Annotated in this window: 30 protein-coding genes and 2 pseudogenes; 16 read left to right on the top strand and 16 right to left on the bottom strand. The window is 64.4% G+C overall.

From position 1 onward, the window contains the following. The first annotated feature begins 133 nt into the window (after positions 1 to 133). On the top strand, positions 134 to 1663 hold the full coding sequence (locus ACVWY3_RS20035; RefSeq protein ID WP_456840016.1) for a Do family serine endopeptidase: 1530 nt from the start codon (positions 134 to 136) through the stop codon (positions 1661 to 1663). 275 nt (positions 1664 to 1938) lie between these two features. Beyond that, positions 1939 to 2301 carry a hypothetical protein gene (locus ACVWY3_RS20030; RefSeq protein ID WP_456840015.1) on the top strand — a complete coding sequence of 121 codons (363 nt, stop codon included), beginning with the start codon at positions 1939 to 1941 and terminating at the stop codon, positions 2299 to 2301. Positions 2302 to 2457: 156 nt separating this feature from the next. On the opposite strand, the gene ACVWY3_RS20025 is transcribed toward ACVWY3_RS20030, so the two are convergent. After that, positions 2458 to 2742 (bottom strand): DUF6496 domain-containing protein, encoded by a 285-nt coding sequence (locus ACVWY3_RS20025; protein ID WP_456840014.1) that lies wholly within the window; start codon positions 2740 to 2742, stop codon positions 2458 to 2460. An 85-nt stretch (positions 2743 to 2827) separates the two neighbouring features. Then, entirely contained in the window at positions 2828 to 3022 is a 195-nt protein-coding gene (locus ACVWY3_RS20020; RefSeq protein ID WP_456840013.1) for a DUF3072 domain-containing protein, read from the bottom strand. A gap of 115 nt (positions 3023 to 3137) precedes the next feature. Here ACVWY3_RS20020 and ACVWY3_RS20015 point away from each other — a divergent pair. The 4 genes and pseudogenes from ACVWY3_RS20015 (at position 3138) to ACVWY3_RS20000 (ending at position 4519) form a co-directional block, all read left to right on the top strand. Then, a pseudogene (locus ACVWY3_RS20015) lies at positions 3138 to 3357 on the top strand (hypothetical protein). 19 nt (positions 3358 to 3376) lie between these two features. After that, entirely contained in the window at positions 3377 to 3559 is a 183-nt protein-coding gene (locus ACVWY3_RS20010; protein WP_456840012.1) for a hypothetical protein, read from the top strand. Between the two features lie 60 nt (positions 3560 to 3619). Further along, positions 3620 to 3820 (top strand): hypothetical protein, encoded by a 201-nt coding sequence (locus ACVWY3_RS20005; protein ID WP_456840011.1) that lies wholly within the window; start codon positions 3620 to 3622, stop codon positions 3818 to 3820. A 136-nt stretch (positions 3821 to 3956) separates the two neighbouring features. Next, a pseudogene (locus tag ACVWY3_RS20000) lies at positions 3957 to 4519 on the top strand (type 1 glutamine amidotransferase domain-containing protein). A gap of 81 nt (positions 4520 to 4600) precedes the next feature. Here ACVWY3_RS20000 and ACVWY3_RS19995 read toward each other — a convergent pair. Continuing rightward, on the bottom strand, positions 4601 to 4834 hold the full coding sequence (locus ACVWY3_RS19995; RefSeq protein WP_456840010.1) for a hypothetical protein: 234 nt from the start codon (positions 4832 to 4834) through the stop codon (positions 4601 to 4603). A 94-nt stretch (positions 4835 to 4928) separates the two neighbouring features. Further along, positions 4929 to 5186: a hypothetical protein gene (locus tag ACVWY3_RS19990; protein ID WP_456840009.1), complete on the bottom strand. Its 258-nt coding sequence runs from the start codon at positions 5184 to 5186 to the stop codon at positions 4929 to 4931. On the opposite strand from ACVWY3_RS19990, the gene ACVWY3_RS19985 reads away from it, so the two are divergent. Further along, positions 5185 to 5550 (top strand): hypothetical protein, encoded by a 366-nt coding sequence (locus tag ACVWY3_RS19985; RefSeq protein ID WP_456843406.1) that lies wholly within the window; start codon positions 5185 to 5187, stop codon positions 5548 to 5550. The genes ACVWY3_RS19990 and ACVWY3_RS19985 overlap by 2 nt on opposite strands. Here ACVWY3_RS19985 and ACVWY3_RS19980 read toward each other — a convergent pair. Further along, on the bottom strand, positions 5547 to 7037 hold the full coding sequence (locus ACVWY3_RS19980) for an HWE histidine kinase domain-containing protein (protein ID WP_456840008.1): 1491 nt from the start codon (positions 7035 to 7037) through the stop codon (positions 5547 to 5549). The two genes, ACVWY3_RS19985 and ACVWY3_RS19980, sit on opposite strands and share 4 nt — an antisense overlap. 13 nt (positions 7038 to 7050) lie before the next feature. Next, positions 7051 to 13344: a HAMP domain-containing protein gene (locus ACVWY3_RS19975; protein WP_456840007.1), complete on the bottom strand. Its 6294-nt coding sequence runs from the start codon at positions 13342 to 13344 to the stop codon at positions 7051 to 7053. A 267-nt stretch (positions 13345 to 13611) separates the two neighbouring features. On the opposite strand from ACVWY3_RS19975, the gene ACVWY3_RS19970 reads away from it, so the two are divergent. After that, a complete protein-coding gene (locus tag ACVWY3_RS19970; protein WP_456840006.1) occupies positions 13612 to 13905 on the top strand; it encodes a hypothetical protein in 294 nt (97 codons plus the stop codon). Positions 13906 to 13910: 5 nt separating this feature from the next. Here the strand turns inward: ACVWY3_RS19970 and ACVWY3_RS19965 are convergent, their stop codons facing one another. After that, on the bottom strand, positions 13911 to 14423 hold the full coding sequence (locus ACVWY3_RS19965; protein WP_456840005.1) for a DUF4142 domain-containing protein: 513 nt from the start codon (positions 14421 to 14423) through the stop codon (positions 13911 to 13913). A 97-nt stretch (positions 14424 to 14520) separates the two neighbouring features. On the opposite strand from ACVWY3_RS19965, the gene ACVWY3_RS19960 reads away from it, so the two are divergent. From ACVWY3_RS19960 to ACVWY3_RS19950, 3 genes are all read left to right on the top strand, one after another. Continuing rightward, positions 14521 to 14715: a hypothetical protein gene (locus ACVWY3_RS19960; protein ID WP_456843405.1), complete on the top strand. Its 195-nt coding sequence runs from the start codon at positions 14521 to 14523 to the stop codon at positions 14713 to 14715. Positions 14716 to 14836: 121 nt separating this feature from the next. After that, entirely contained in the window at positions 14837 to 14968 is a 132-nt protein-coding gene (locus ACVWY3_RS19955; protein WP_456840004.1) for a hypothetical protein, read from the top strand. A 69-nt stretch (positions 14969 to 15037) separates the two neighbouring features. Continuing rightward, positions 15038 to 15259 carry a hypothetical protein gene (locus ACVWY3_RS19950; RefSeq protein WP_456840003.1) on the top strand — a complete coding sequence of 74 codons (222 nt, stop codon included), beginning with the start codon at positions 15038 to 15040 and terminating at the stop codon, positions 15257 to 15259. Positions 15260 to 15478: 219 nt separating this feature from the next. On the opposite strand, the gene ACVWY3_RS19945 is transcribed toward ACVWY3_RS19950, so the two are convergent. Beyond that, complete coding sequence (locus tag ACVWY3_RS19945; RefSeq protein WP_456840002.1) at positions 15479 to 15727, bottom strand: hypothetical protein; 249 nt, start codon at positions 15725 to 15727, stop codon at positions 15479 to 15481. A 192-nt stretch (positions 15728 to 15919) separates the two neighbouring features. On the opposite strand from ACVWY3_RS19945, the gene ACVWY3_RS19940 reads away from it, so the two are divergent. Next, positions 15920 to 16081 (top strand): hypothetical protein, encoded by a 162-nt coding sequence (locus ACVWY3_RS19940; RefSeq protein WP_456840001.1) that lies wholly within the window; start codon positions 15920 to 15922, stop codon positions 16079 to 16081. A gap of 4 nt (positions 16082 to 16085) precedes the next feature. Here the strand turns inward: ACVWY3_RS19940 and ACVWY3_RS19935 are convergent, their stop codons facing one another. The 7 genes from ACVWY3_RS19935 to ACVWY3_RS19905 all read right to left on the bottom strand — a co-directional run bounded on the left by ACVWY3_RS19935 (position 16086) and on the right by ACVWY3_RS19905 (position 21349). Next, positions 16086 to 16565, bottom strand: a complete 480-nt coding sequence (locus ACVWY3_RS19935; protein WP_456843404.1) for a DUF3147 family protein — start codon at positions 16563 to 16565, stop codon at positions 16086 to 16088. Further along, complete coding sequence (locus ACVWY3_RS19930; RefSeq protein ID WP_456840000.1) at positions 16565 to 16912, bottom strand: DUF3147 family protein; 348 nt, start codon at positions 16910 to 16912, stop codon at positions 16565 to 16567. Before ACVWY3_RS19930 ends, ACVWY3_RS19935 begins: the two co-directional genes overlap by 1 nt. Beyond that, the gene (locus tag ACVWY3_RS19925) at positions 16909 to 17496 is read right to left on the bottom strand and encodes a phosphatase PAP2 family protein (protein ID WP_456839999.1); all 588 of its coding nucleotides are present in this window, start codon (positions 17494 to 17496) and stop codon (positions 16909 to 16911) included. Before ACVWY3_RS19925 ends, ACVWY3_RS19930 begins: the two co-directional genes overlap by 4 nt. Positions 17497 to 17597: 101 nt before the next feature. Then, on the bottom strand, positions 17598 to 18488 hold the full coding sequence (locus ACVWY3_RS19920) for an SDR family oxidoreductase (RefSeq protein WP_456843403.1): 891 nt from the start codon (positions 18486 to 18488) through the stop codon (positions 17598 to 17600). A gap of 204 nt (positions 18489 to 18692) precedes the next feature. Continuing rightward, positions 18693 to 19244, bottom strand: a complete 552-nt coding sequence (locus ACVWY3_RS19915; RefSeq protein ID WP_456839998.1) for a DUF4142 domain-containing protein — start codon at positions 19242 to 19244, stop codon at positions 18693 to 18695. A gap of 86 nt (positions 19245 to 19330) precedes the next feature. Next, positions 19331 to 19558: a hypothetical protein gene (locus ACVWY3_RS19910; protein ID WP_456839997.1), complete on the bottom strand. Its 228-nt coding sequence runs from the start codon at positions 19556 to 19558 to the stop codon at positions 19331 to 19333. 3 nt (positions 19559 to 19561) lie between these two features. Continuing rightward, positions 19562 to 21349 (bottom strand): thiamine pyrophosphate-requiring protein, encoded by a 1788-nt coding sequence (locus tag ACVWY3_RS19905; RefSeq protein ID WP_456839996.1) that lies wholly within the window; start codon positions 21347 to 21349, stop codon positions 19562 to 19564. A 139-nt stretch (positions 21350 to 21488) separates the two neighbouring features. On the opposite strand from ACVWY3_RS19905, the gene ACVWY3_RS19900 reads away from it, so the two are divergent. The 4 genes from ACVWY3_RS19900 (at position 21489) to ACVWY3_RS19885 (ending at position 24994) form a co-directional block, all read left to right on the top strand. Next, the gene (locus ACVWY3_RS19900; protein WP_456839995.1) at positions 21489 to 21863 is read left to right on the top strand and encodes a PRC-barrel domain-containing protein; all 375 of its coding nucleotides are present in this window, start codon (positions 21489 to 21491) and stop codon (positions 21861 to 21863) included. Between the two features lie 21 nt (positions 21864 to 21884). Further along, positions 21885 to 22043, top strand: coding sequence for a hypothetical protein (locus ACVWY3_RS19895; protein WP_456839994.1), 159 nt, complete (start codon positions 21885 to 21887; stop codon positions 22041 to 22043). Between the two features lie 195 nt (positions 22044 to 22238). Continuing rightward, positions 22239 to 23384: an HlyD family secretion protein gene (locus tag ACVWY3_RS19890; RefSeq protein WP_456839993.1), complete on the top strand. Its 1146-nt coding sequence runs from the start codon at positions 22239 to 22241 to the stop codon at positions 23382 to 23384. Further along, positions 23381 to 24994, top strand: coding sequence for a DHA2 family efflux MFS transporter permease subunit (locus ACVWY3_RS19885; RefSeq protein ID WP_456839992.1), 1614 nt, complete (start codon positions 23381 to 23383; stop codon positions 24992 to 24994). Before ACVWY3_RS19890 ends, ACVWY3_RS19885 begins: the two co-directional genes overlap by 4 nt. A gap of 68 nt (positions 24995 to 25062) precedes the next feature. On the opposite strand, the gene ACVWY3_RS19880 is transcribed toward ACVWY3_RS19885, so the two are convergent. Next, the gene (locus tag ACVWY3_RS19880; RefSeq protein WP_456839991.1) at positions 25063 to 25527 is read right to left on the bottom strand and encodes a winged helix-turn-helix transcriptional regulator; all 465 of its coding nucleotides are present in this window, start codon (positions 25525 to 25527) and stop codon (positions 25063 to 25065) included. Positions 25528 to 25667: the final 140 nt, after the last annotated feature.

Here is a 25667-nt window from a genome sequence, read left to right as displayed (position 1 = left end):
GAGCGGCTCGGACGTCCGTCGTCCATTCGGCTAGGCTGTTATTTTCCAAGATTTAATCGGACGGACGGGACGTCGTAAGGTGGCGATGTCCATGTTGGGTGCAAGGCGACTTACCCAACATGGACATTTCGACATGAATGATCGCGTCAATTCCACCTCCCGCACGATTTTGAAGCCGCGCCGGCTCGCGCTGCTCGGCACCGTGGCCGCGCTCGGCGTGGCCGTGCTCGCTGCCTCTCCCGTCTCCTCGCAATTCGGCATCACCTCCCTCGTTGCGCCGGCCCAGGCCGCGGAAGCCGCCGCGACGCCGCAGGGCTTCGGTGATCTCGTTGCCAAGGTCAAACCTGCCGTCATCTCGGTGCGGGTCAAGATCGACCAGGACAACGACAAGAGCGCGATGATGCAGCAGAACCGGATGGATTCGGACGAGGATTCGCCGTTCGATCAGTTCTCGCGGCAGTTCGGCTTCCGCGGACCCGGCATGAACGGCATGCCGCGCCAACGCCACCAGGTCATCACCGGCGAAGGCTCCGGCTTCTTCATCTCCGCCGACGGCTATGCCGTGACCAACAACCACGTCGTCGACCATGCCGAGTCCGTGCAGGTGACCATGGATGACGGCACGATCTACACCGCGAAGGTGGTCGGCACCGATCCGAAGACCGATCTCGCGCTGATCAAGGTCGACGGCAAGAAAGACTTCCCGTTTGTGAAGTTCTCCGACCAGAAGCCGCGCATCGGCGACTGGGTGGTCGCGGTCGGCAATCCCTTCGGCCTCGGCGGCACTGTCACGGCCGGCATCGTCTCGGCCAGCGGCCGCGACATCGGCAACGGCCCCTATGACGATTTCATCCAGATCGACGCGCCCATCAACAAGGGCAATTCTGGCGGCCCGGCCTTCGACATGAGCGGCAACGTGATCGGTGTGAACACCGCGATCTTCTCGCCCTCCGGCGGCTCGGTCGGCATCGGCTTCGACATTCCGGCCTCGACCGCGAAGCTCGTCGTCGCGCAGCTCAAGGACAAGGGTGCGGTGACGCGCGGCTGGCTCGGCGTGCAGGTGCAGCCGGTGACGTCGGAGATCGCAGACAGCCTCGGCCTCAAGGAAGCGCGCGGCGCGATCGTCGACAATCCGCAGGACGGCAGCCCGGCGGCGAAGGCGGGCATCGAGGCCGGCGACGTCATCACTGCCGTCAACGGCACCGCGATCAAGGACTCCCGCGATCTCGCCCGCACCATAGCCACCCTGGCGCCAGGCACCTCCGTCAAGCTCGACGTCTTCCACAAGGGTGCAGCCAAGACGGTGACGCTCGCGCTCGGCGAGTTGCCGAACGAGCGGCAGGCCCAAGCCAAGACCGGCGAGGGCAGGATGCAGCCGGACGCCGGCACGCCGCGCCTTGGGCTGAGCCTGGCTCCGGCCGGTGAGGTGCAGGGCGCCGGCCAGAAGGGGGTCGTCGTCACCGAGGTCGATCCGCAAGGGCCTGCGGCGCAGCGCGGCATTCAGACCGGCGACGTCATCCTCAATGTCGGCGGCAAGGCCGTCGCCAATGTCGGCGACGTCCGCTCCGAGCTGGCGCAGGCGAAGTCGTCCGGCAAGCGCAGCGTGCTGTTGCAGGTCAAGAGCGCGGAGGCGACCCGGTTCGTCGCCGTGCCGCTCGCCTGACCCGAATTTCGACCGGTGCGAATGCAAAAGGCGGCCCTTGTGGCCGCCTTTTCTGTTCGCCTTCAGAAGTACCGCGGGATATCCGATAACATTCTCGTTAACGGCAGGGACGATGACCCGGTTCGTCCGAAAAAGCCGTGTTCGCTGATCACTGTTCCGAGTCGTATATCTACCTGGCGGCAACGGAGCCGCCGAGACGGTTGCAAGCGTGGAATTCGAGCTGCCCGCCGCTCCCGTGGAACCGGCCGGTGGCTCGCATTTGATCGGTGCCGAACATGGATCGATTGAAGCTTTCGCTAAAGCGTGCGTTGCTTGTGGCGCCATTGGTGGTGTGGAGCGCAAACGCCGTTGGACGCGATGACGGCCGTTACGCCGACTCGCCCCTCAAGCCGTGGTTCGATAGCCTGCGCAGCCATCTTGGTCCGTGCTGTTCGGATGCGGATGGTTTTGCCGTTGCCGATCCCGACTGGGAGTCGCACAACGGGCATTATCGCGTGCGTCTCGACGGGCAATGGGTTGAGGTGCCCGACGAAGCCGTCATCACCGAGCCGAACCGGGCGGGCCGCACCATGGTGTGGCCGGTGAAGACCGCGTTCGGGATTTCGATCCGCTGCTTCATGCCGGGCAGCATGATCTGACACGGATCGGCGCGAGCGCGAACTGCTAACTGAAGCATGATCCGGAAAAGCGTGAAGCGGTTTTCCTTCGCGACAAACGCGGAACTCGTTTGCGCGGAGATCAGGCCCAGCAACAAGCTAAGGCGCCACGACGATTCATCCCAATCTGATCGCCCTTTAGGAGGATCTGCGCTTCGAGGATTTCTTGGACGATTTCTTGGACGACTTTTTGGACGTCTTTTTCTTGGACGTCTTGCGCTTCGATGCCTTCTTCGGGACCTTCTTGCCTTTCTTGCGCGCCTTCGACAGTCCGATCGCGATCGCCTGCTTGCGGCTCTTCACGCGTCCGCCACGACCGCCACGTCCGCTCTTCGCGGTGCCCTTCTTGTAACGCCGCATTTCGCTTTCGACATCGCTGCCGGAGCTGCGCGAGTAGCGGCGTTTCTTTGCCTTGCGTGCCATGAATGTCCTCCCTTGGCTGGGAGAAAACCTTCGGACACAAGCATGGTTCCAGAAGCGTGCGGAACGTTCCGCCTGGGATGCAGCGTTAGAACGAATTCGCCAGCTCGATCTCCGCCTCCAGCGCGCGGATGCGGCGCGCAGCTTCCGCGAACGACAGATCCCGATCGTATTGTGCCGGCTGGTAGGCCTCCTCGCTGAGCCGCTTCAGCCTCAGCCCCTGCGCGCGGGTCATCTGCTCCATAAGAATAGCCTTGGCGTCGTATTTACCTTGAACCTGCATGTCGCTGCTCCGTCCTGAAATTGCGGCTTGACTATATGTTCTTATTTTGTTCTAACAAGCCATGGACAACAGAATTAATGAAATTCGACGTAAAATCAGCGCCTTGAGGCTGGAGATGGCCGACATCGAGGCGTCCGTGCGCGACCTCGTCAATCGCGATCGCGACTGCACGGAAAAGGTCCTGGCGCAGATGGATCTGCGCGGGAAGATCAATCTGCTGATCGGCGAATGGAGGGCGGCCGGCGGTGGCGACGTCCTGCCTGACGTCCGCGACCGTGCGCCTTCGCCCGGTGAAGACAGCCGCCAGTCCGGTGCGCGCAATCGCGCGCCGCTGAGCGTTTCGGGAGGCGAGCGGTGGACGAAGACCCGGACACGTACCGGATTCTAACACTGCGCGCCGAAATCCTCGAACTCGGCTCCGCGATCCGGCAATTGCAGCGCGAGGGTCTCGATGACGCTGCAGCCCAGCTCTTGATTGCCCGCAAGCGCGCGCAACTCGAGCAGCTCGTGAAAGCCAACGCCGTGGGGCGCGTTTAACATCCCTGACATCCGACGCAGCTAAAGCGAGCGCGCTACGCGACACGCTGGAGCTCGCCGATGCTCGATGCCGAAATCGCCGCCTTGATACAGGCCGTGCTGGACGACGCCTGCGCCGGGCTTCGTCTCTCCGAACTGGCGACGCGCGAGCGTGTCGCCACGCGATTGCGTGAGGCCGCGCAAACAGATCGCCGCTCGATCGAGGATCTGAAACAGGCGGCGCGAGATGCTCTGGTCCGCGCACCGACGATGTGGCGCTAGCCCGGTGCGGCGATGATCGGACCGCCATCATGCCGCTGCGGCAAGCCGCACATCCCCGTGAGATGCCGCAAATTGGCCGGAACGGACGCCGGCTCGACCGATTGACCGAGCTCCTCTCATAGCGATGGAGCGTTCCATGGATATCAAGGGCAAGACGGTTGCCATCCTCGCTACACACGGTTTCGAGCAGTCGGAACTGGAAGTGCCGCGCGATCGCCTGAAGCAGGCCGGCGCGACGGTTCACGTCATCTCGCTCGCGGCGGGCGAGATCAAGGGCTGGGACAAGAAGGATTGGGGACGTCCAGTAAAGGTCGACAAGACGCTCGACCAGGTTTCCAGCAACGATTACGACGCGATCGTGCTGCCTGGTGGCCAGATCAATCCGGACCTCTTGCGCGTCGAGCCGAAGGCGCTGTCCTTCATCAAGGAGATCTTCAATGCCAAGAAGATCGTCGCCGCCGTCTGCCATGCGCCCTGGCTCCTGATCGAGACCGGCATCGCCAAGGGTCGCAAGATGACGTCATACAAGTCGATCAAGACCGACGTCATCAACGCCGGCGCGACATGGGAAGACTCACAAGTCGTCGTCGACCAGGGCGTCATCACCTCGCGCAACCCCGGCGACCTCGACGCCTTCACAGCGCCAAGATCATCGAAGAGGTGAAGGAAGGCCGTCACATCCAGCGTAGCGCTGCGTGACCTTTGCTGCTGCACCGTTTCGACGAAAAGCCCCGCGTTGCCGCGGGGCTCTGTTTGAGATGCGGCCGAAGCTACGTGAGCTTACTTGCTCATGCCACCCTTCGTCATCGTGCCGCCCTGATCGGAGCCCGGGCCAGAACCGCCCTGGCCGGAAGCGTCGGGGCCCCTGGAGGGCTTGGTGTTGGCGCCGGTGGTCTGCGACGATGACATCGAGGATCCATGCTTGGCCTTATGCGACTTGGCCTGCGCGGCGAACGGGGCGGCTGCAAGGCCGGTTGCCAGCATCACGGCGAGAACGAGCTTGGTTGTCTTCATGCGCGGGAACTCCCTGGGTTAAAATGACGCACTCTGCCAACCGCCATCCGTCGCAGGAGTTCCCAACAAAGATCTCCGTCGCTTCACGCAAGGTTCAAGGTTGCTTGTCCTCCGCGAGGATGAACACGACGCCGGTGAGCGTCGCACCGATCGCGAAGGTCGTCACGAGTGTGAGAGTGAAGACGAGAACGGCCTGACCTCCGCCGTCATTCAAGAGGTTGGCGACGGCTGGATTCATCAAAACGAGTGCGAGGCTGAAGGCGAGGCCGAGGGCTGCACCCATCATCGCATGCGTCATCAGCTTGATGATGCCAGTGGGAGAGATCAGATCCGACGACTTTTTCGTGCGCATGGAACTGCGTCCCGAATCCAGCAGGCAAACGCACGTGATGTTCTCCGGTTCCGTCCGGATCAGGGATTTTCATAGGCGCGCTTCATCGGACGTTCATGCCGGGCTTGCGAGGATGAGGGCCAGCAACACGGGAACATTCGATATGGGTAAGGTCGTTTTTCTCTACCGCTCGCTGGCCTATCGCAACGCGGCCGCAGACATCATCCGTAAGGCACGCAAGCTGCCGCATGGCGCCGAACGAAACGCCGCCCGCCGCTATGCGAAGGCGCTGCGCGATCTCGCCCGAACGGAAGCCTGGCTTGAGGGGCGCATCGCTCGCGAACCGCGGACGGCGCAGCGCAGGACGAGCGCGGCGTCCGGTTAACCCGATGCGCGCTGCAATTCGACGGAGCCGGCCGCCTCGAACTTGCCAGGTGCCGTCGTCGCTGCAGACTTGCGTTTCAGCGGCACGTCCAGGCGGCACAACAGGCCCTCGGTCCGCCAGTCGAATTGCGCTTGTCCGCCGAGCTGGGACTCGACGCTGGCAAGCAGGCTCCGCGTGCCGAAGCCGCGCGATTTCGGCGTCCTGACCAGCGGCCCGCCGGATTCCTCCCAGGTGAGCTTGAGAAGATCGTCATCGACCTGCCAGCCGATCACGAGCCGCCCCGACCGTGTCGAGAGCGCGCCATACTTTGCCGAATTGGTGAACAGCTCGTGCAGCGCCAGCGCCAGCGTCTGGGCGGTGGTCGGCAGCAACTGAACCTCGGGACCCGCGAGCTTGATCTGGCCGCCGAGCGAGTAGGGCGCAAGCTCTTCGTCGATCAGCCTGGAGAGCTCGGCGCCCTGCCAGCTCGACAGCGACAGGATCGTATGCACGCGTGCCAGCGCATTGATGCGGCCCTCGACGGCGTTGACATAGGCCTTGACCTCGTCGGCCCGGGTTAGGCGCACGATCGATTGCGCCAGCGCCAGCGCGTTCTTGGCACGATGATCGACCTCCCGCGCCAGCAGATTCTGCCTTTCCTCGGCTCGTTTGCGTTCGGTGATATCAACAGTGACACCGCTCACGCGCACGACGCGGCCGCTATTGTCCGCCGTCGCGGCGGCCGTGCCGACGCACCAGCGCACCTCGCCGTCGGGCCGCACGATCCGAAACTCCGTCTCGTAAGCGCGGGTGCCTTTGTTGAATTCGGCGATGGCATTGCGCAGCTGATCGACATCCTCGGGATGCAACAGGGCCTGGACGTTAGCGGGGTTGACCTCGAAACTCTCGGGGCTCACACCGAAGATGCGGTACTGGCCCTCGTCCCACATCCAATCGCCGGTGATCCAGTCCCAATCCCAGGAGCCCATCTTGCCGGCGGCAATCGCCATGCTGCGCCGTTCTTCGCTCTCGCGCAGCTTCGCAGTGGAGTTCTCCAGTTCCGCGGTACGGGCGCGGACGCGGTCCTCGAGGTCCTGGTTCAGCCGCTCGAGCTCCCGCGTCTTGCGATAGAGCTCTGCAAATACCTTGACCTTCGCGCGCAGCACCTCGGGCACGACAGGCACGGGGACGTAGTCGACCGCGCCCATCTCGTAGCCACGCAGGCGGTCGATGTCGCTGACCTGGATCGCCGAGATGAAGATCATCGCGGTCTTCTGGAAGCGCGGATGCTCGCGGATCATCGCGGCGAGCTCGAAGCCGTCGAGCTCGGGCATGCAGACGTCGACCAGGATCACCGCGACCTCGGTCTTGAGCAGCACCTCCAGCGCCTCGCGGCCGGACGAAGCGATCACGAGGTTCTCGCCGAGATCCTTCAGGATCACCTCGTAGGCGAGCAGCTTGGCCGGCTGGTCGTCGACGAGGAGGATATTGACCTTTTCGTGGTCCATTCGCGGATCCAGCTCAACGATGCAGCCACATGCGGATCGCAAGCAGCAATTGATCGGTGTTGACGGGTTTGGCGAGGTAGTCGGACGCGCCGGCTTCCAGGCATTTCTCGCGGTCGCCCTTCATCGCCTTAGCGGTCAGCGCGATGATCGGAAGCCGGGCGAACGCCGGGTTTTCGCGAATGACGCCGATGGTCTGATAGCCATCCATCTGCGGCATCATGATGTCCATCAGCACGATGGCGATTTCCGGGTTGGATTCGACCAGCGTGACCGCCTCGCTGCCGGTGGTGGCCGTCAGCACTTTCATGCCGCGCCGTTCCAGCACGCTCGACAGCGCGAAGATGTTGCGGGCGTCGTCGTCGACCAATAGGGCGGTCTTGCCGATCAGGTCCTCATCGGAACTGTTCAGCTTTTCCAGCATGCGCTGCTTCTCGACGGGCAGTTCCGTGATCACCCGGTGCAGGAACAAGGCGGTCTCGTCGAGCAGGCGCTCCGGCGATTCCACGCCCTTGACCACGATGCTGCGTGCCATGGTGTGGAGTTCCGCATCCTCCTCCGCCGAGAGCTCGCGGCCGGTGAAGACCACGACCGGAATGTTCGACAGCGCCTCGTCCTTGCGGATCTGGTCGAGCACCTCGAAGCCGCTCATGTCGGGCAGCCTGAGGTCGAGCACGACGCAGTCGCACGGCGCCTCGCGCAGCATCGAGAGCGCGCCGGCGCCGGTGTCGGTCGCCACGATCTCGATGTCGTCATGGTGCAGGAGCTCTCGGATCGAGAGCTGCTCGGCCTCGTTGTCCTCGACGATCAGCAGCCGCTTGCGCCGCGGCTGGGCATATTCCTTGATCTGCGTCAGCGCCGCCGCCACGCCTTCCGTCGTCGTAGGCTTGTTGACGAAGGAGAAGGCGCCGCGGGCAAGTGCGTGCTGGCGGTCCTCGTCGAGCGTGATGATCTGCACGGGGATGTGGCGGGTCAGCGGATTGTGCTTGAGCTGGCTCAGCACCGTCCAGCCGAGCATGTCGGGCAGGAACACGTCGAGCGAGACGGCTCGTGGCTGGTACTGCTTGGCAAGTTCCAGCGCCTCGGCGCCGCGCGCGGCGACCAGGACCTTGAAGCCCTTGTCGCGGGCGAGATCGACCAGCACGCGCGCGTAGTGCGGGTCGTCCTCGACGATGAGCAGGATGGTGTCGCCGGGTTCGAGGTTGAGACGGTCGTCGGGCAATTGCTCGATGACGCGCTGCTGCTCCGGTGCGGACGGCTGCAGTGCGGGCGGCTGGCTGTAAGACTGCGGAGCGGGCGCGCGCGGCGCCAGCGTCGGGCCGGAATATTTCAGCGGCAGATAAAGCGTGAAGGTCGAGCCCTTGCCGGGCGCGCTGCGCAGATGGATTTCGCCGCCGAGCAGGCTCGCGAGCTCGCGGCTGATGGCAAGACCAAGGCCGGTGCCGCCGTATTTGCGGCTGGTGCCGGCGTCCGCCTGCTGGAACGCCTCGAAGATCAGCTTCTGCTTCTCCAGGGGAATGCCGATGCCGGTGTCGGAGACTTCGAACGCGATCACGGCCGGCGCGGAGTTCAGCACCGGGTGATCCGTGCCCCAGCCGCCGACCGCGCCGGCGACCTTCAGGCGCACCTCGCCTTCGGCGGTGAACTTGAAGGCGTTGGAGAGCAGGTTCTTCAGAACCTGTTGCAGTCGCTTGGAGTCGGTGACGATGCTGCGCGCGAGATTCGGATCGACATCGATCTTGAACGACAGGTTGCGGTTCTCTGCCTCGTGGCGGAACGGCCGACCGACGGTCTCGAGCAGGTTCGCGGTCAAAATCTCCTCGGCATCGACCGTCACCGTGCCGGACTCGATCTTGGAGAGATCGAGAATGTCGCTGATGAGGTTCAAGAGGTCGGTGCCGGCGCCATGGATGGTGCGCGCGAATTCGACCTGCTTGGGAGTGAGGTTGCCGTCCGGGTTGTCGGTGAGCTGCTGCCCCAGAATCAGGATCGAGTTCAGCGGCGTGCGCAGCTCGTGGCTCATGTTCGCGAGGAATTCGGACTTGTACTTCGAGGTCAACGCGAGCTCCGTCGCCTTTTCCTCCAGCGCGCGGCGGGCCTGCTCGATCTCCTGGTTCTTGCGTTCGACCTCGACGTTGCGCTCGGCGAGCTGCTGCGCCTTCTGCTCGAGCTGGTCGTTGGTCTGCTGCAATTCGCGCTGCTGGGTCTGGAGCTCGCCGGCCAGCTGCTGCGACTGCTTGAGCAGGCCCTCGGTCTGCATTGTCGCTTCGATCGAGTTGAGCACGATGCCGATGGAATCGGTGAGTTGTTCCAGGAACGTCATCTGCGAGGTCGTGAACGAGACGAGCGAGGCGAGCTCGATCACCGCCTTGACCTGGCCCTCGAACAGCACCGGCAGCACGACGAGGTTCTTCGGTGCGACACGGAACAGTGCAGAGTTGATCGGCACGACATCGGACGGAATGTCGGCCACCACGCGCGGCCGCTTGTCGAGGGCGCACTGGCCGATCAGGCCTTCGCCGAACTGGAGCACGCGCTGATACGGATAGACGCCGTCGCTGGCATAGGAGGCGAGCAGCAGGAGCTGCGGATTGTCCTCGCTCTCGACCTGGTAGATCACGCCGGTATGGGCGTTCACCAGCGGGGACAGCTCGGTGAGCAGCAGCCGGCCGACGGTGGCCAGGTCGCGCTGGCCCTGGAGCATGTTGGTGAATTTCGCCAGATTGGTCTTCAGCCAATCCTGCTCGGTGTTCACGTCCGTCGTCAGACGGAGATTCGTGATCATCGTGTTGATGTTGTCTTTCAGCTCGGCCACCTCGCCGCGGGCGTCGACCTGGATCGACCGGGTCAGGTCGCCCTTGGTCACGGCGGTCGCCACCTCGGCGATCGCGCGCACCTGCGAGGTGAGGTTGGCCGCGAGCAGGTTGACGTTGCCGGTGAGGTCCTTCCAGGTGCCGGCGGCGCCCGGCACGTTGGCCTGGCCGCCGAGGCGGCCTTCGACGCCGACCTCGCGCGCCACCGAGGTGACCTGATCGGCGAAGGTCGCGAGCGTCTCGGTCATGTTGTTGATGGTGTCGGCGAGTGCCGCGACCTCGCCCTTCGATTTCACGGTGAGGTTCTGCTTGAGATCGCCGTTGGCGACCGCGGTCACGACCTTGACGATGCCGCGGACCTGCTCGGTCAGGTTCGCCGCCATGAAGTTCACGGTGTCGGTGAGATCCTTCCAGGTGCCGGCCACGCCAGGCACCTGGGCCTGACCGCCGAGCTTTCCTTCCGTGCCGACCTCGCGGGCGACGCGCGTGACTTCGCCGGCGAAGGCGTTGAGCTGGTCCACCATGGTGTTGATGGTGTTTTTCAGCTCGAGGATTTCGCCCTTCACGTCCACGGTGATCTTGCGGGACAAGTCGCCGCGCGCCACGGCAGTGGTCACTTCGGCGATGTTGCGGACTTGCGTCGTGAGGTTCGCGGCGAGCAGGTTGACGTTATCCGTGAGATCCTTCCAGGTGCCACCGACACCGGGCACGACGGCCTGACCGCCGAGCCGGCCTTCGGTGCCGACCTCGCGCGCCACGCGGGTCACTTCTGCGGCGAAGGAGCGCAGCTGCTCGACCATCGTGTTCAAGGTGTCCTTGAGCAGCAGGATCTCGCCGCGGACGTCCACGGTGATCTTCTTCGACAGGTCGCCGCCGGCGATCGCGGTCGCGACCTCGGCGATGTTGCGGACCTGGGCCGTCAGGTTCGAGGCCATGAAGTTGACGTTGTCGGTGAGGTCCTTCCAGGTGCCGGCGACGCCGGGCACCTCGGCCTGACCGCCGAGCTTGCCCTCGGTGCCGACCTCGCGGGCGACGCGCGTCACTTCGCCGGCAAAGCCGTTGAGCTGGTCCACCATGGTGTTGATGGTGTTTTTCAGCTCGAGGATTTCGCCCTTCACGTCCACGGTGATCTTGCGGGACAAGTCGCCGCGCGCCACGGCGGTGGTCACTTCGGCGATGTTGCGGACCTGGGCAGTCAGGTTGCCCGCCATGGAATTCACGGAGTCGGTCAGGTCCTTCCAGGTGCCGGCGACCCCGGGCACGTTGGCCTGGCCGCCGAGGCGGCCTTCGGTGCCGACCTCGCGCGCCACGCGCGTCACCTCGCCCGCGAAGCGGTTGAGCTGGTCGACCATCGTGTTCAGCGTGTCCTTGAGCTGAAGGATCTCGCCGCGCACGTCCACCGTGATCTTGCGCGACAGGTCGCCGCCGGCGATGGCGGTCGCGACCTCGGCGATGTTGCGGACCTGCGCGGTGAGGTTGCCCGCCATCGAGTTCACGGAGTCGGTCAGATCCTTCCAGGTGCCGGCGACGCCGGGCACGTCGGCCTGGCCGCCGAGCTTGCCGTCGGTGCCGACCTCGCGCGCCACGCGCGTCACTTCGCCGGCGAAGGCGTTGAGCTGGTCGACCATGGTGTTCAGCGTTTCCTTCAGCTGAAGGATTTCGCCCGACACGTTCACCGTGATCTTCTTCGACAAGTCGCCTTTCGCGACCGCGGTCGCGACTTCGGCGATGTTGCGGACCTGACCGGTCAGGTTCGAGGCCATCGAGTTGACCGAGTCGGTCAAATCCTTCCAAGTGCCGCCGACGCCGCGCACGACGGCCTGGCCGCCAAGCTTGCCTTCGGTGCCGACCTCGCGCGCGACGCGCGTGACTTCGCCGGCAAACGCGTTGAGCTGGTCCACCATGGTGTTGATGGTGTCTTTCAGCTCGAGGATCTCGCCGCGCACGTCCACGGTGATCTTCTTCGAGAGGTCGCCGCCGGCGACGGCGGTCGTCACCTCGGCGATGTTGCGGACCTGCGCGGTCAGGTTCGATGCCATCGAGTTGACGCTTTCCGTCAAATCCTTCCAGGTGCCGGCGACGCCGAGCACGTTCGCCTGGCCGCCGAGGCGGCCCTCGGTGCCGACCTCGCGCGCGACGCGCGTGACTTCGCCGGCGAACGCGTTGAGCTGGTCGACCATGGTGTTCAGCGTTTCCTTCAGCTGAAGGATCTCGCCCGAGACGTTCACCGTGATTTTCTTCGACAGGTCGCCGCTCGCGATCGCGGTCGCGACGTCGGCGATGTTGCGAACCTGCGCGGTCAGGTTCGACGCCATGAAGTTGACGTTGTCGGTCAGGTCCTTCCAGGTGCCGGCCACACCAGGCACCTGGGCCTGGCCGCCGAGCTTGCCTTCGGTGCCGACCTCGCGCGCCACGCGTGTCACTTCCGAGGCGAAGGAGTTGAGCTGGTCCACCATGGTGTTGATGGTGTCTTTCAGCTCGAGGATCTCGCCGCGCACGTCCACGGTGATCTTGCGGGAGAGGTCACCGCGCGCCACGGCTGTGGTGACGTTGGCGATGTTGCGGACCTGTGCGGTGAGGTTGCCGCACATTGCGTTGACGGAGTCCGTCAGGTCCTTCCAGGTCCCGGCGACGCCGGGCACGATGGCCTGGCCGCCGAGCTTGCCGTCGGTGCCGACCTCGCGCGCCACGCGCGTCACTTCGGAGGCGAAGGAGCGCAGCTGGTCCACCATCGTGTTGATGGCTTCCTTGAGCTGAAGAATCTCGCCGCGGACGTCGACGGTGATCTTCTTGGACAGGTCGCCGTTGGCCACCGCGATCGTCACCTCGGCAATGTTGCGGACCTGGTTGGTCAGGTTGTTCGCCATCGAGTTGACGCTCTCGGTGAGGTCCTTCCAGACGCCGGTCACCTCCGGCACCTGGGCCTGGCCGCCGAGCTTGCCTTCGGTGCCGACCTCACGCGCCACGCGCGTCACCTCGGAGGTGAACACGCCGAGCTGCTTGATCATGGTGTTGACGATGGTCGCCGACTGCAGGAATTCGCCGCGGAGCGGCCGGCCGTCGACGTCGAGCTTGACGGTCTGGAGCAGGTCGCCCTGGGCGACGGCGGCGACCGCGCGGGTCACCTCGCGCGTCGGCCAGAGCAAGTCGTCGATCAGCGTGTTGACCGAACCTTCCATGTCGGCCCAGGAGCCCGAGGCGAGGCCGAATTTCACGCGCTGGCGGGTCTTGCCTTCGCGGCCGACCACCTGGCCGACCAGCTCGAGCTGCTGCGCCATGCGCTGGTTGGCGGCGATGATTTCGTTAAAAGTATCGGCGATCTTGCCGTCGATGCCGAGATAGTCGCCGCTCATCCGCACCGAGAAATCGCCGCTGCGCATGGCCTGTAAGGCGAGGAGCAGTTCCGCCCGGGAATCCGGCTCTGGCATACCGTTGGTTTTTGGTTTTGGGACGCGACGACCGGAGCGTGATGCAGTTCCGGGATCGAGGTCGCTCATACTGATTCCCCCGCAGGCATCGGCCGAATCCTGACACGACGCAGTTTGTCAAAATAGAGCGTCAGCCAAATTCGAAATCAAGCGCCAAGGTTGCGACGCCAGGAATTGGAACCTGCTTTGCTCAGCCCGGCCGATACAACGGCGATCAATCGGATTGGTTCCATGTGGCTGCAGAAAATCGACGTCGGGAGGTACCCCGTCCACACTGGCGTGCCTCGGAACGGAGCGCCGGCCCTGCGGTTAGCCCGAAAGAAAGGGAGAGCGCATATGAGAGCAGGAATTGCCGCGATCATCGTCCTAATGCTTGCCGCCGGGTCGGCGTTCGCCCAGGGGACGCCCAGCGGCCGCGGGGCCACCACCGGCGATCCCGCCGCCAGCTCTGCCACCCCCCATGCCGATCCGTCGACAACGGGTGCGTCGACCAGGTCGAACCCGAGCGGCAGCGGCACCTCGACCTCGGGCGGCAAGGACGACAACGGCGATGCAGGCCGGGACAAGATGCCGGACAGCGACCGCACCGTGCGGCCGGAGAGCGATCAACATCATCCGAATGACAAGTAGAGCGGCTACTTGTCCGCCATGGTGCGCTCGGCATCCCTGGCCTGCGAGCGCAGCCTCGGAAGCTGCTCGCGAGCGAAGGCGGCCAGTGCCGCATTGTCGGGTGCCTTGAGATAGTGCTCGAGCAGGCTGATGGCGGATTCGTACTCGGGAATTTGCGCGGCATAGAAGCTTCTGACGTAGGTCGGCCCGTCCGAATTTTCGGGTTCGACGAGACCTGCGCTTACCGACGTCGTCTTGCCGGCGTGGGGCTCCGTGCCGATTGCCTCCTGGATCTGCTTTAGCGCCTTGTCGCGCTTGGCCGCCTCATCGGCGCGCAAGGCGGCGAGGTTCTTGACCTCCGCATTGCCCTTCAGATCGGTGCTCTCCAGAAGGCCCTGCTGGAAACGGCTAAAGCTGTAGAGGCCGCTGATCACATCGGTCGCGGTCGGCGTGCGGCCGCCCACGGTTCGCTCCCCTATGTTGTCGGCGAGCGCCGGGGTGCTGACAAAGGTCAGGACAATCGCGACAAGAATCCTCATGCAGGCCTCAATGAGCGGTGGCGTGCGAAGTTCCCCCCGAACCTTACGATCGGGTAAGACCGTTGCGACGCCGGAGTTCCATCCCCAAATGTTCTGCATGAAACAGTCTGACATTTTCAGGGACAACGCCGAAAACTGTCTTCAGCTCGCCGAGCGAGCGGAAGGACAACCTGCCCACAAGCGCTACTCGCGCATGGCGGACGCCTGGACGGCGCTCGCGCACGAGCAGGATTGGCTTGATGGAGAGATCCCGCCCGTTAAGATCCGGACCCCGCAAGCGCGGAATGCGTAAGCACTCTCCCGCTTCGTCAATCCACGTGTGAGACCGCTCACGGAATGCAAGCGACCAATTCAGGAACATCGAGCAACCGTCGATCGCGTTGATTTTTCCGATCCCAGAAGGAGGTTTTGCGATGGCTCCACGTCTGGCTCTGCTTTCCCTCATTCTCGCCTTCGGCGTCTCGGTCGCGTTCGCGACCGTGACGACCCTCCGGCAGGTGCATCTGGAGAAGGCATCAGTTGCGGTCCGCGCCGCGCATAGTTAGTGCCACGCCGGAACATTCGGCGCCGCGGTGCGTAAGCGCTTCGAGGCATCGGAGAAGCGAGAGTTCACCATGGCGCATTCCGACCACGGCATCGTTCGGGATAAGCGCGCTGAAGAGCAGCCCAGCGACAAGCAGCGCGCACAGACCGTGCACAAGACGGATCCTCAAAAAACAGGTCCGAAGGGCTCGCCGTCGCGGGAAGCGACGCGCGATCCTGAGCTCAACGACAACAGCAAGACACCAGGCTCGGGCATGACGCCGGATGATTCCGGCTCCGCGCCGAGCGGCTAAAGCATGATCCGGACCCGAAGGGCCGCGTTAGCGCAAAGCGTGAAGCGGTTGTCCGAAAGATCATGCCGCAAAAAATAGCGCGAGGAACCAATCTGCGCGCGGAGAGTCGACGGATTGCTTCCGGCTGTCATGCCCCCGGTGCGCCGGAAGCAATCTCCAAGGACGGCCCTGGCACTCCCGTGCCGGGGCCGTTTTGCTTGCGAGTTTCGGTAGGGCCGGTCAATCCGTGGCGTCGTGTTCATCATTGGCCTGCCTGTGCCCGTCCGGCCCGCGGCCAAACACTCCGTAGTCGCTGGACTTGATGCCGGCGCGGGCGTCGACGCCGGCCGTAGCGAGCCCAAGCTTGAGCAATTCGCGGACGGCTGCCGCGCGTGTCGGCATTCGATGCTTGAACCGGAAATCGTCGAGAGCCGCCAGCTCCTCTGGCGAGAGCATCACCTGAAGCCGCTCGGCGCGAAGATCGTTCATAGCAAGCCACACCAAATGAGCAGTTTGAGTAGCTTACTCAACAAGCCAACTGGGCAAGAGTTCCGCACGTGGCGGAACAGACGCCTAATGAGCAATAAAAAATAGTAAAATCAAGAAGATAAGCTATTGTGCGGTGACCGGAGGAGGCGCATTGTCGGCCAAAAGCGAGGAGAAGAAGACGGGAGAGATGTCATGACGGACGAAGTCCGACTGCCCCGCAAGGTTTCCGAAGAGGCCAATGCCAAGCCGGTGCGACCGAGCCACCAGAAGATCATCGAGCAAGTGGAGCGATGGGCCAATAGCGCCGGCCTTCAGCCGCCGACATCGCAGCCGTCGCGGTCGAAAGCGGGTTAGACCTTTACGAGGAAAGACCGTGGCTCTTTGCCGGATGCGCGGATCGCCGAGGATTGCGGGAGATGATGCGGACCTTGCGCCTGAGCCACCAGGCCACGACGGAGATCACGGCCCAAACCGTCAACGCCGCGATGAAAGCGACCGCAACGCTTGATTCGACCGCGAGATGGAACACGAGAGCGAACGCCGCAAGGCCGATACTGCCCAGCGCCGCGCCAGCCGCATCGAGCGCCGCCGCGTTCTGTCCGCGACGCCGCCCGCTCAGCCCGGCTTTCTCCTTGGCGTGACGTTCGTGGCTTTCGATCAGGGTCGCGCTGGCACAGAAGATGGCGGGAAGCGCGAGGAAGAGGCCGCCAACCGAGACGCCGAAGCGCGAGCCGATGAATCCCGCAAGCACCGTCGCAAGGCCGCCGAGCACGAAGCGAACGGCGTATTCGTACCAACGGGTCTGCTGCAGCGCCGAGGAGGACAGCTTGACCAGCATCACGCCGCCCCTCCGAAGCCCGCCAGCAGGCCGAAGGCGACCGCGAGCCATACCGCGAAGGCGGCAATGGTGGCCGGCAGCGCGGCGAGACGAAGCCTCATCAGCAAATGGCAGACCGCGAGGCTGTAGCAGGCGAGGGCGATCGCACCGTAGATCATGGTCCAGCTCTCGGCCGCGGCATATTGCGGGCCATGCTGGACCACGGCGATGCCAAGGGTCGCCAGCGCGACCGAGGGCGCTGCGCCGAGCAGCCCGGCAAAGCTCTTCGGCCGCAGTATGTCGCCGCAGATCGCGAACACCGAGACGATCAGACCGCCGGCGATGAAGCGCACGAGATATTCCGTCATGGCCGCACCCGCGAGGCTGAAGGCCGTACCTGGCGTGGCTTTCCGAGTGTGAACGGCCTGAGGAGCCGCTCGACGAGGACGCCGAGCGTGAAGCCAGCCACCACGTCGCTGATCCAATGCGCAAGCAGCGCCACGCGCGTCAACGACAGCACCACGGCGAGCGCGCGCGCGACCCGGCGCCGCGCCGGCGGCAGCAGGCCGGCCGCGGAGGCGAGTGCACCCATATGCACGGCGTGACCTGAGGGAAATGCATCCCGGGATCGTCCCGAGAAGGGAATGCCGCGCCAATGACCGCGCACTGTCAGCCGGTCCGGCCTTGTCTGATCGAACACCGATTTCAGCACGTGCGGCAGTACGGCTGTCGCCAGCGACACCATCAGGACGTGATCGGCAAGGCGGCGCTTCTGCGGTGACTGCAGTCTTGTGTAGAGCCATCCTGCAGCGGCGAGCGCGAGCACCACGTGCTCGTCTGCGCCCCACGTCAATGTCTCGGCAGCGTGCTCAAGTCCTGAGCTGGTATGGTCCGCGATCTCGTTCGCGATCGCTGTATCGATCCGGGTGGGTTTGACTGTTACGAGCGCCATCGGTCCCGCGGGCAGGTGGTTCCTTGTGTGACAGTTGTGTAAAGCCTGGAAGACAGCGATTGTTCCCGGACTTTACCTGTCATCGGCCCGCGCAGCCGCGACTATGGCTGCCCTGATCCGCCGGCGGATCCATACACCTGCCCGGTCGCATAGCTCGCATCCGCCGCGGCCAGTTGCACGTAAATGGACGCGAGCTCGGCGGGCTGACCGGGGCGACCGAGCGGCGTCATGCCGCCGAACTTCTCGAGCTTCTCCATCGTCGCGCCGCCGCAGACCTGGAGCGGCGTCCAGATCGGACCCGGTGCGACGCCGTTGACGCGGATGCCCTTTGAAGCGAGCTGCTTGGCCAGCGACTTCACGTAGTTCATCGTCGCCGCCTTGGTCTGCGCGTAATCATAGAGCTCCGGTGACGGGTCATAAGCCTGCTCGGAGGTCGTGCCGATGATGCAGGATCCGGGCTTCAGATGCGGCAGCGCCGCCTTGATGATCCAGAACGGGGCGTAGATGTTCGTCTTCATCGTCGCGTCGAAATCCTCGGACGAGACTTCGAGGATCGACTCCCGGCTCTGCTGGCGTGCGGCGTTGCAGACGACGATGTCGAGTCCGCCCAGTTGGCGCACGGCCTGCTCGACCAGCGTCTTGCAGAATGTCTCGTCGCGGAGATCGCCGGGGATGGCAACGCCGTTGCGGCGTTCCTGCTTGATTAGCGCGATCACGTCTTGTGCATCCGCCTCCTCAGTGGGGAAATAGTTGATGGCAATGTCGGCGCCTTCGCGCGCATAGGCGATTGCGGCGGCGCGGCCCATGCCGGAATCACCGCCGGTGATCAGCGCCTTGCGTCCGGCGAGGCGGCCGGAGCCCTTGTAGCTGGTCTCGCCATGGTCCGGGCGCGGCTCCATTTTGCCGGCGAGACCCGGCCAAGGCTGCGACTGCTTCTTGAAAGGCGGCTTCGGATAGCGGCCGACGGGGTCGATCAGTTTCTGCTCGGCCATGGACGTGTCTCCCTTCGCTGTCGAGGGCGCCAGCGAAGCCGCCGCGAGCGTCGCGCTCGCGGCGTGGACGACGTGCCGGCGGGTGAGTGAACTCTTGTCTTGCTGTGCCATGATGATCTTCGCGATTTGCGATCTCTATCCGCAGAGACGGGCATCGCTGCTAATTGGGAGGACGCCGCACTTGCCGGCGTCCTCGGAACATGGCTACTTCGACTGACCGACGCTCGGCGCCTTGCCGAGCTCCTTGGCCATGTCGAGATGGTGCTTGAGCGCCGGCAGCGTCTTGCCGGCCCAGTCCTTCAGCGCGGTATTGTCGCCGCCCTTGGCGTAACGTTCGAACAGCGACACGGCGTCCTCGTGGGCGCTGACCTGGTAGGAATTGTAGTCCGAGCTGAAATCCTTGCCCGTCGCGCCCTTGAGCTTGTCGAGCTTGCCCTGGTGCGAGCTGTCGAGCGCCGTCGGCAGGGTTGCCTGCACCTTGCCGTCGCTGACCAGCCCCTTCAGCTCGCCGCTGGTCTTGGTGTGGTCGGTCACCATCTGCTGGGCGAAGGTCTTCTCCTGCGCGTTGCCTTTCTGCTCGGCGAGCTTGCTCGATTCGATCTCGAACATGTCGCTGATCGCGACCTCCTTGACGAAGTCGGCGGTGGTGGGCGCGACGCCGAGTGCCGAATTGACGCCGGTCTTCTCGCCCAGCGACTGGGCGAGCGCGGGGCCTGCGAGCAGCACGCAGGCAATGGCGATGATGGTCCGTTTCATGGTCCGATCTCTCCGATGTGGGCGCAGCCTCTCGCCGCGCGACGTTGCGCCGACCAACACACCGCAGGGGCCGAGGTTCCTAACGGCTAGTCGGTGGGATTGCGGCCGGTGCGCGGATTGATGGGATCGGTCGGCTTGCGACGCAGCCGTTCGGGCAGAAACGGCTCGCCTGGCGAGGCCGAAGGCTCAGCACGTACGTCGGCATGGCGCTGTGCGCGTTCGTGTGGCGTCTTGTTGTCGTTGAAGTGCTGCTTCACGTCGACGCCGTCGACGGGGTCGTTGACGCCATGCTGGATATCGCGGAAATCGCTCATGGTTCACTCCTTTCCGGGCAGGATGGTTTCGAGCACCTGCCGTGCCGCGCCCTTGATGACGCTGCTCTCGTTCGGATCGCCCTTCATCAGCGCGAGCGAGAAGTTCTTGGCCTGCTGGAGCGTGATGTGCGGCGGCAGCGGCGGCACCTCGGGATCGGTCTTCACCTCCAGCACGACGGGCCTCTCGCTCGCGAGCGCCTGATCCCATGCCGAGCCGAGCAGCTGCGGACTGTTCACGAAGATGCCGGTGAGGCCGATCATCTCGGCAAAGCGGGAATAGGACACGTCGGGAATGCGCTGCGAGGCCTCGAATTTTGGATCGCCGTTGATGATGCGCTGCTCCCAGGTGACCTGGTTGAGATCCTCATTGTTGAAGACGCAGACGATAAAGCGCGGGTCGCGCCAGGACCGCCAGTATTTCGCGGCCGTGATCAGCTCGGCCATGTTGTTCATCTGCATCGCACCGTCGCCGACCAGCGCAATCACCGGTCGGTCCGGATGGGCATATTTTGCAGCAAGCGCATAAGGCACCGCGGCGCCCATCGACGCGAGGCCGCCGGAGAGCGAAGCGATCATGTCGCGGCGCATCTTCAAATCGCGCGCGAACCAGTTGGCGCAGGAGCCGGAATCGCTGGTGATGATGGCGCGGTCGGGCAGGCGAGGGGACAATTCCCAGGCGACCAGTTGCGGATTGACCGGCGCGGCCGGCTGATGCGCGCGATCGTCCAGGGTCTTCCACCATTTTGCGACGTCATCCTCGATGGCCTTGCGCCAGGCGCCATCGGCCTTGGGGGCAAGCCGCGGCAGCAGCGCGCGCAAGGTTTCGGCGGCATCGCCGACCAGGCCGACCTCCATGGGAAAGCGGATCGACATCATGCTGGCGTCGATATCGATCTGCACGCCGCGGCAGCTGCCTTCCTTGGGCAGGAATTCGGCATAGGGAAAGGCGGAGCCGACCATCAGCAGCGTGTCGCAGCCCATCATCATGTTGTAGCTGGGCTCGGTGCCGAGCAGGCCGATCGAGCCGGTCACCCAAGGCAGATCGTCCGGCAGCGCCGCCTTGCCGAGCAGCGCCTTGGCGCAGCCGGCCGACAAGCGGTCGGCGACCGCAATCACCTCGTCCGTCGCATGGAGCGTGCCGGCGCCGATCAGCATCGCGACCTTCTTGCCGGCGTTGAGCACCTCCGCAGCGCGGTCGAGATCGGCGTCGCGCGGCATGATGCTGGGCGAATTGTAACCGATGCCGGAATGCAGCGTGCCGTGTGCACGGGGTGGGCTTTCGTAGGCTTCTTCCTGCAGATCGTTGGGCAGGATGATCGCCGTGGGAGCTCGCCGGGCCAGCGCGGTTCGCACCGCGCGGTCGACCAGGTGCCGCACCTGCGCGGGCGAGGATGCCTGCACGACATAGGCGCCGGCGACATCCTTGAACATCGAGACGAGGTCGAGTTCCTGCTGGTAGTTCCCGCCCAGCGCATCGCGCGCCTGCTGGCCGACGATCGCCAGCACCGGCTGGTGATCGAGCAGGGCATCGTAGAGGCCGGTGATGAGATGTGAGGCGCCGGGGCCGGAGGTCGCGATGCAGACGCCGAGCTCGCCTGAAAACTTCGCGTAAGCGGTCGCCATGAACGCGGCCATCTCCTCGTGCCGCGCCTGCACGAAGCCGATCTTGCCGTCCGCCCGATTCAGCGCGCCGAAGACGCCGTTGATGCCGTCGCCGGGATAACCGAACATGTGCCGCACGCCCCATTGATGCAGGCGCTGGATGATGAAGTCGAAGACGGTCTGGGACATTGAGGCGGCTCCCGGTTTCCTTTCGGTGACGTTAGAACCGCGCGTTTCCGGCGATGTTCCTGATCTTGCGCAGGTTGCGTGCCGGAACGATCGCTCGCCCGCGCGGTTGATTCAAACATCGGCTGAGTGGAGAATTGACATGCTGAATCAAGGCGAACTGGACCGCAGCGAGATGGGCCGGTTGATCGGCAGTGACAAGGTCGAGGGAACATCGGTCTATGGCGCGGACCGCAACAGGATCGGTTCGATCGAGCGTGTGATGATCGACAAGGTCAGTGGCAAGGTGTCCTACGCCGTGCTCGGTTTCGGCGGCTTCCTGGGGCTCGGCAATGATCACTACCCCTTGCCCTGGCAGTCGCTCAAATACGACACGGAGCTCGGCGGCTATGTCACCGGCATCACCACCAAGGAGCTGGAAGGCGCGCCGAAATACGGCGATCGGAGCGACTGGAACTGGGGTGATGAGGCCGCAGTTCGCGGCATCAACTCCTATTACGGCGTTCCCTTCGCATAGCATCCAGCGAAGGAGCCTGCGATGAGCAAGGAACGCCCCAACGACGATCCCCGGCAGCAGAATGACTGGGGCTCGCACAGTCAGACGGACACGCCCTGGAAGGGCACTCCGGAGAAGGAGCAGGGGTCCGGCAAGGTGAAGCCCGATCTCGAGAGATGGCACGAGAGCAAGACGCACTAAGCAAGTGCTCCATACCGGCACTTCAGGCAAGCGCGGCGAGAGTGCCGCGCTTGTTTTTTGAGCGATGCAATCGCGAATGGCGGTGAGCTTCTTCAAAGCCGGAACCATGCCTCAGGGCTGCGGTTAGGCTCGCGGCGCGCGAGCTGTTCGTCTCCGCTCTCCCGCCGGTTTAGTCCGCAAGAAAGGTGTTCCACCGTGGATGCTCAGACACGGCAGCGTGATCCGTCCGCGGAGCAGCCGCAGCGGGCGAAGGAAGCTCCGAAGACCTCTCCCCGTGACGCCGACGGCCCGCAGCTGGCGAAGACACCATCGCTGCGCGACCGGATTCGTGAGCACTGGCTGCCGGCAACCGTCGGCGCCATCGTGGTGATCGCGGCACTCGTCGTTGGCCTGCTCTATTGGCTCGAGATCCGCCATTACGAGTCCACCGATGACGCTTTCGTCGCGGCGCGCAGCTTTTCCGTGGCCTCGAAGGTGGGCGGCTACGTGACCGACGTGCCGGTCACCGACAACCAGCATGTCGATGCCGGCGATCTGCTGGCGAAGATCGACGAGCGCGACTACCGGATCGCGGTCGACCAAGCCACTGCGCAAGTTGAAGTGTCCAAGGCCAACATCGCAAATGTCGAGGCGCAGATCGTCTCCCAGGAGGAGCAGATCAAGCAGGCCCAGGCCCAGCTCGAGCAGGCGCAGGCCCAGCTCCAGTTCGCGCAGGAGGAGTTCGACCGCGCGGAAAATCTGGTCGAGAAAGGGGCCGGCACCGTGCAGCGCCAGCAGCAGACCCGCTCAGACCTTCAGGCGCAGCGGGCCAACACCGAGCGTGCCAAGACCGCGGTCACGACCGCACAGGCCGGCATCAAGACGCTGCAGGCGCAGCTTCAAGGCGCCAAGGCACAGCTGGAGCAATCGCAGGCGCAGCTCGATCATGCCAAATTGAATCTGCAATACACCAGCGTCGTCGCCGCCCAGTCCGGCCGCGTGGTGCGGCTGTCCGGCGGCAAGGGCACCTTCGTCACCGCAGGCCAGAGCCTGATGATGTTCGTGCCGGACGAGGTCTGGATCGTCGCCAACTACAAGGAGACGCAGCTCAACGACATGCGTCCGGGCCAGCCGGTCGAGATCCGCATCGACGCCTATCCCGGGCGCAAGCTGACCGGCCATGTCGATTCCGTGCAGCCGGGCTCAGGCACCGCGTTCAGCCTGCTGCCGGCGGAGAACGCCACCGGCAATTACGTCAAGGTGGTGCAGCGCGTGCCGGTGAAGATCGTGGTCGACAGCTGGCCGGCCGATCTGCCCGTCGGCCCCGGCATGTCGGTCGTGCCCTGGACCAGGGTGCGATGACGGACGCCACGCAAGAGGGCGCCGGAGGCTGGTCGCCGGAGCGTTCGGCGGCCGGCGGGCACAATCCTTATCTCATCGCGTTCGTGGTCTCGATCGCGACCTTCATGGAGGTGCTCGACACCACCATCGCCAATGTCGCGCTGCGCCACATCGCCGGCGGGCTCGCGGTCGGCATCGACGAGAGCACCTATGTCATCACCAGCTATCTCGTCGCCAACGCCGTCGTGCTGTCGATCTCCGGCTGGCTCTCGACCGTGGTCGGACGCAAGCGCTTCTACATGATCTGCGTTGCGACCTTCTCGGTGGCATCGCTGCTGTGCGGCTTCGCCTGGAATCTGGAGGCGCTGGTGCTGTTCCGGATTCTCCAGGGCCTCGGCGGCGGCGGCATGGCGACCAGCGAGCAGGCGATCCTCGCCGACTCCTTCCCGCCGCATAAGCGCGGACAGGCCTTTGCGATCTACGGCGTTGCCGTGGTGGTCGCGCCGGTGATCGGCCCGACGCTCGGCGGCTGGATCACCGACACCTATTCGTGGCACTGGGTGTTCCTGATCAACGTGCCGATGGGACTGCTCTCGCTGTTTCTGGTCGGTACGCTGGTCAAGGAGCCCTCGGGTGCGGAGGAGGAGCGGCGGAAGCTGCTGAGCAAGGGGCTGCGGGTCGACTATGTCGGCTTCCTGCTGGTTGCGATCGGGCTCGGCTCGCTCGAATTCGTGCTCGACGAGGGCCAGCGCAACGACTGGTTCGGCTCGAACATGATCATCGTCTTCGCGGTGCTTGCGGCGGTGTCACTGCTCGCGCTGATCCCGTGGGAACTGACTCGAGAGGATCCCATCGTCGACCTCCGCCTGCTCGGCCGGCGCCAGTTCGGCGCCTGCTTCCTGGTCATGCTCGGCACCGGCGCGGTGCTGATCTCGACGACACAGCTTTTGCCGCAACTGCTCCAGACCGAGCTGAACTACACGGCCATGCTGGCCGGCCTCGCGCTGTCACCGGGCGGCCTCGCGACGCTGGTGCTGATGCCGGTGGTCGGACGCCTCGTCAGCATGGTGCAGCCGAAATATCTCATCATGCTCGGCGCTGCGGTCGTCGCGTTCTCGATGTGGCATCTCACCGGCCTCAACGGCGACATCACCTACGGTTATGCCGCCCTGTCACGCATCTTCCTCGCGCTGGGCCTGCCGTTCCTGTTCCTGCCGGTGACCACCGCGTCCTATGACGGCGTCCCGCCGGACAAGACCAACCAGGCGTCCGCCTTGATCAATGTCGCCCGCAACATCGGGGGATCCATGGGCGTCGCGCTGGCACAAACCATTTTGGCGCAGCGCCAGCAATTCCATCAGAGCCGCCTGATCGAGCACGCCTCGCCGTCCGACCTCGGCTATCAGCAGACCATCGACGCGATGACGCGCTATTTCCAGGCGCAGGGCTCGAATGCGAGCGATGCGGCGTCACAGGCGGTGGCCTGGGTCGGCCGCACCTTGCAGCAGCAGGTCGATTTCCTCGCCTATATCGACGTGTTCTGGACGCTTGCGATCGTCGCGGTGCTGATGATTCCCACCGCGGCCGTGCTGCGGCCGATCGATCTGCACGCGCCGGCGCGGGGGCATTGAGGCTGGACGTCGTTGTCGATCCGAGATGTTGCGCAGGAGCGCGGCTGCGCAAGTGGCGATAGCGTGTCTCACCCCACCGCCTCCTTCCGCCCAGGCCCGGCATGCACATGCACCTGCTTGGCGTGCAGCGGCTCGCCGCATTCCGAGCACACCATCACGGGATCGAACAGCTTGCCGCACGTCCTGTGCTCGTGCAGCAACGGGCGACCGCGCTCGTCGCCCATGTGGGTGTCGCCCCAATGCACCATCGCCATGATGATCGGATAGAGGTCGAGGCCCTTCTGCGTCAGGATGTATTCGTAGCGCTTCGGTGCGTCAGAGTAGGGGACGCGGCGCAGGATGCCGAAGCGGACCAGCTTCTTCAGCCGCTCCGACAGCAGATGCCGCGTGATCTGGAGCGAGGACTGGAATGCTTCGAACCGGCGCACGCGCAAGAAGCACTCGCGCAGGATCAGCAGCGTCCAGCGGTCGCCGACCACCGCGACGGTGCGGGAGAGCGAGCAGGGCTCTTCGTCCAGCGTATCCCATTTCATGATCCGGTCTCCGGCTCAGGCCTTGTCAGTCAGAAAAAGGAACTGACTTGAATGATCAACGCAATTTGGTCCGAAACCTAGCATTCGGCGCAGTCGTTTGACAGTTCTATTTTAGAACTATAGCTTTCCTCCCAATCCCG

This window comes from Bradyrhizobium sp. USDA 4486, assembly GCF_054057995.1.
Note: the sequence above shows the minus strand (reverse complement) of the source record. Positions and strands in the feature narration are given on the sequence as shown.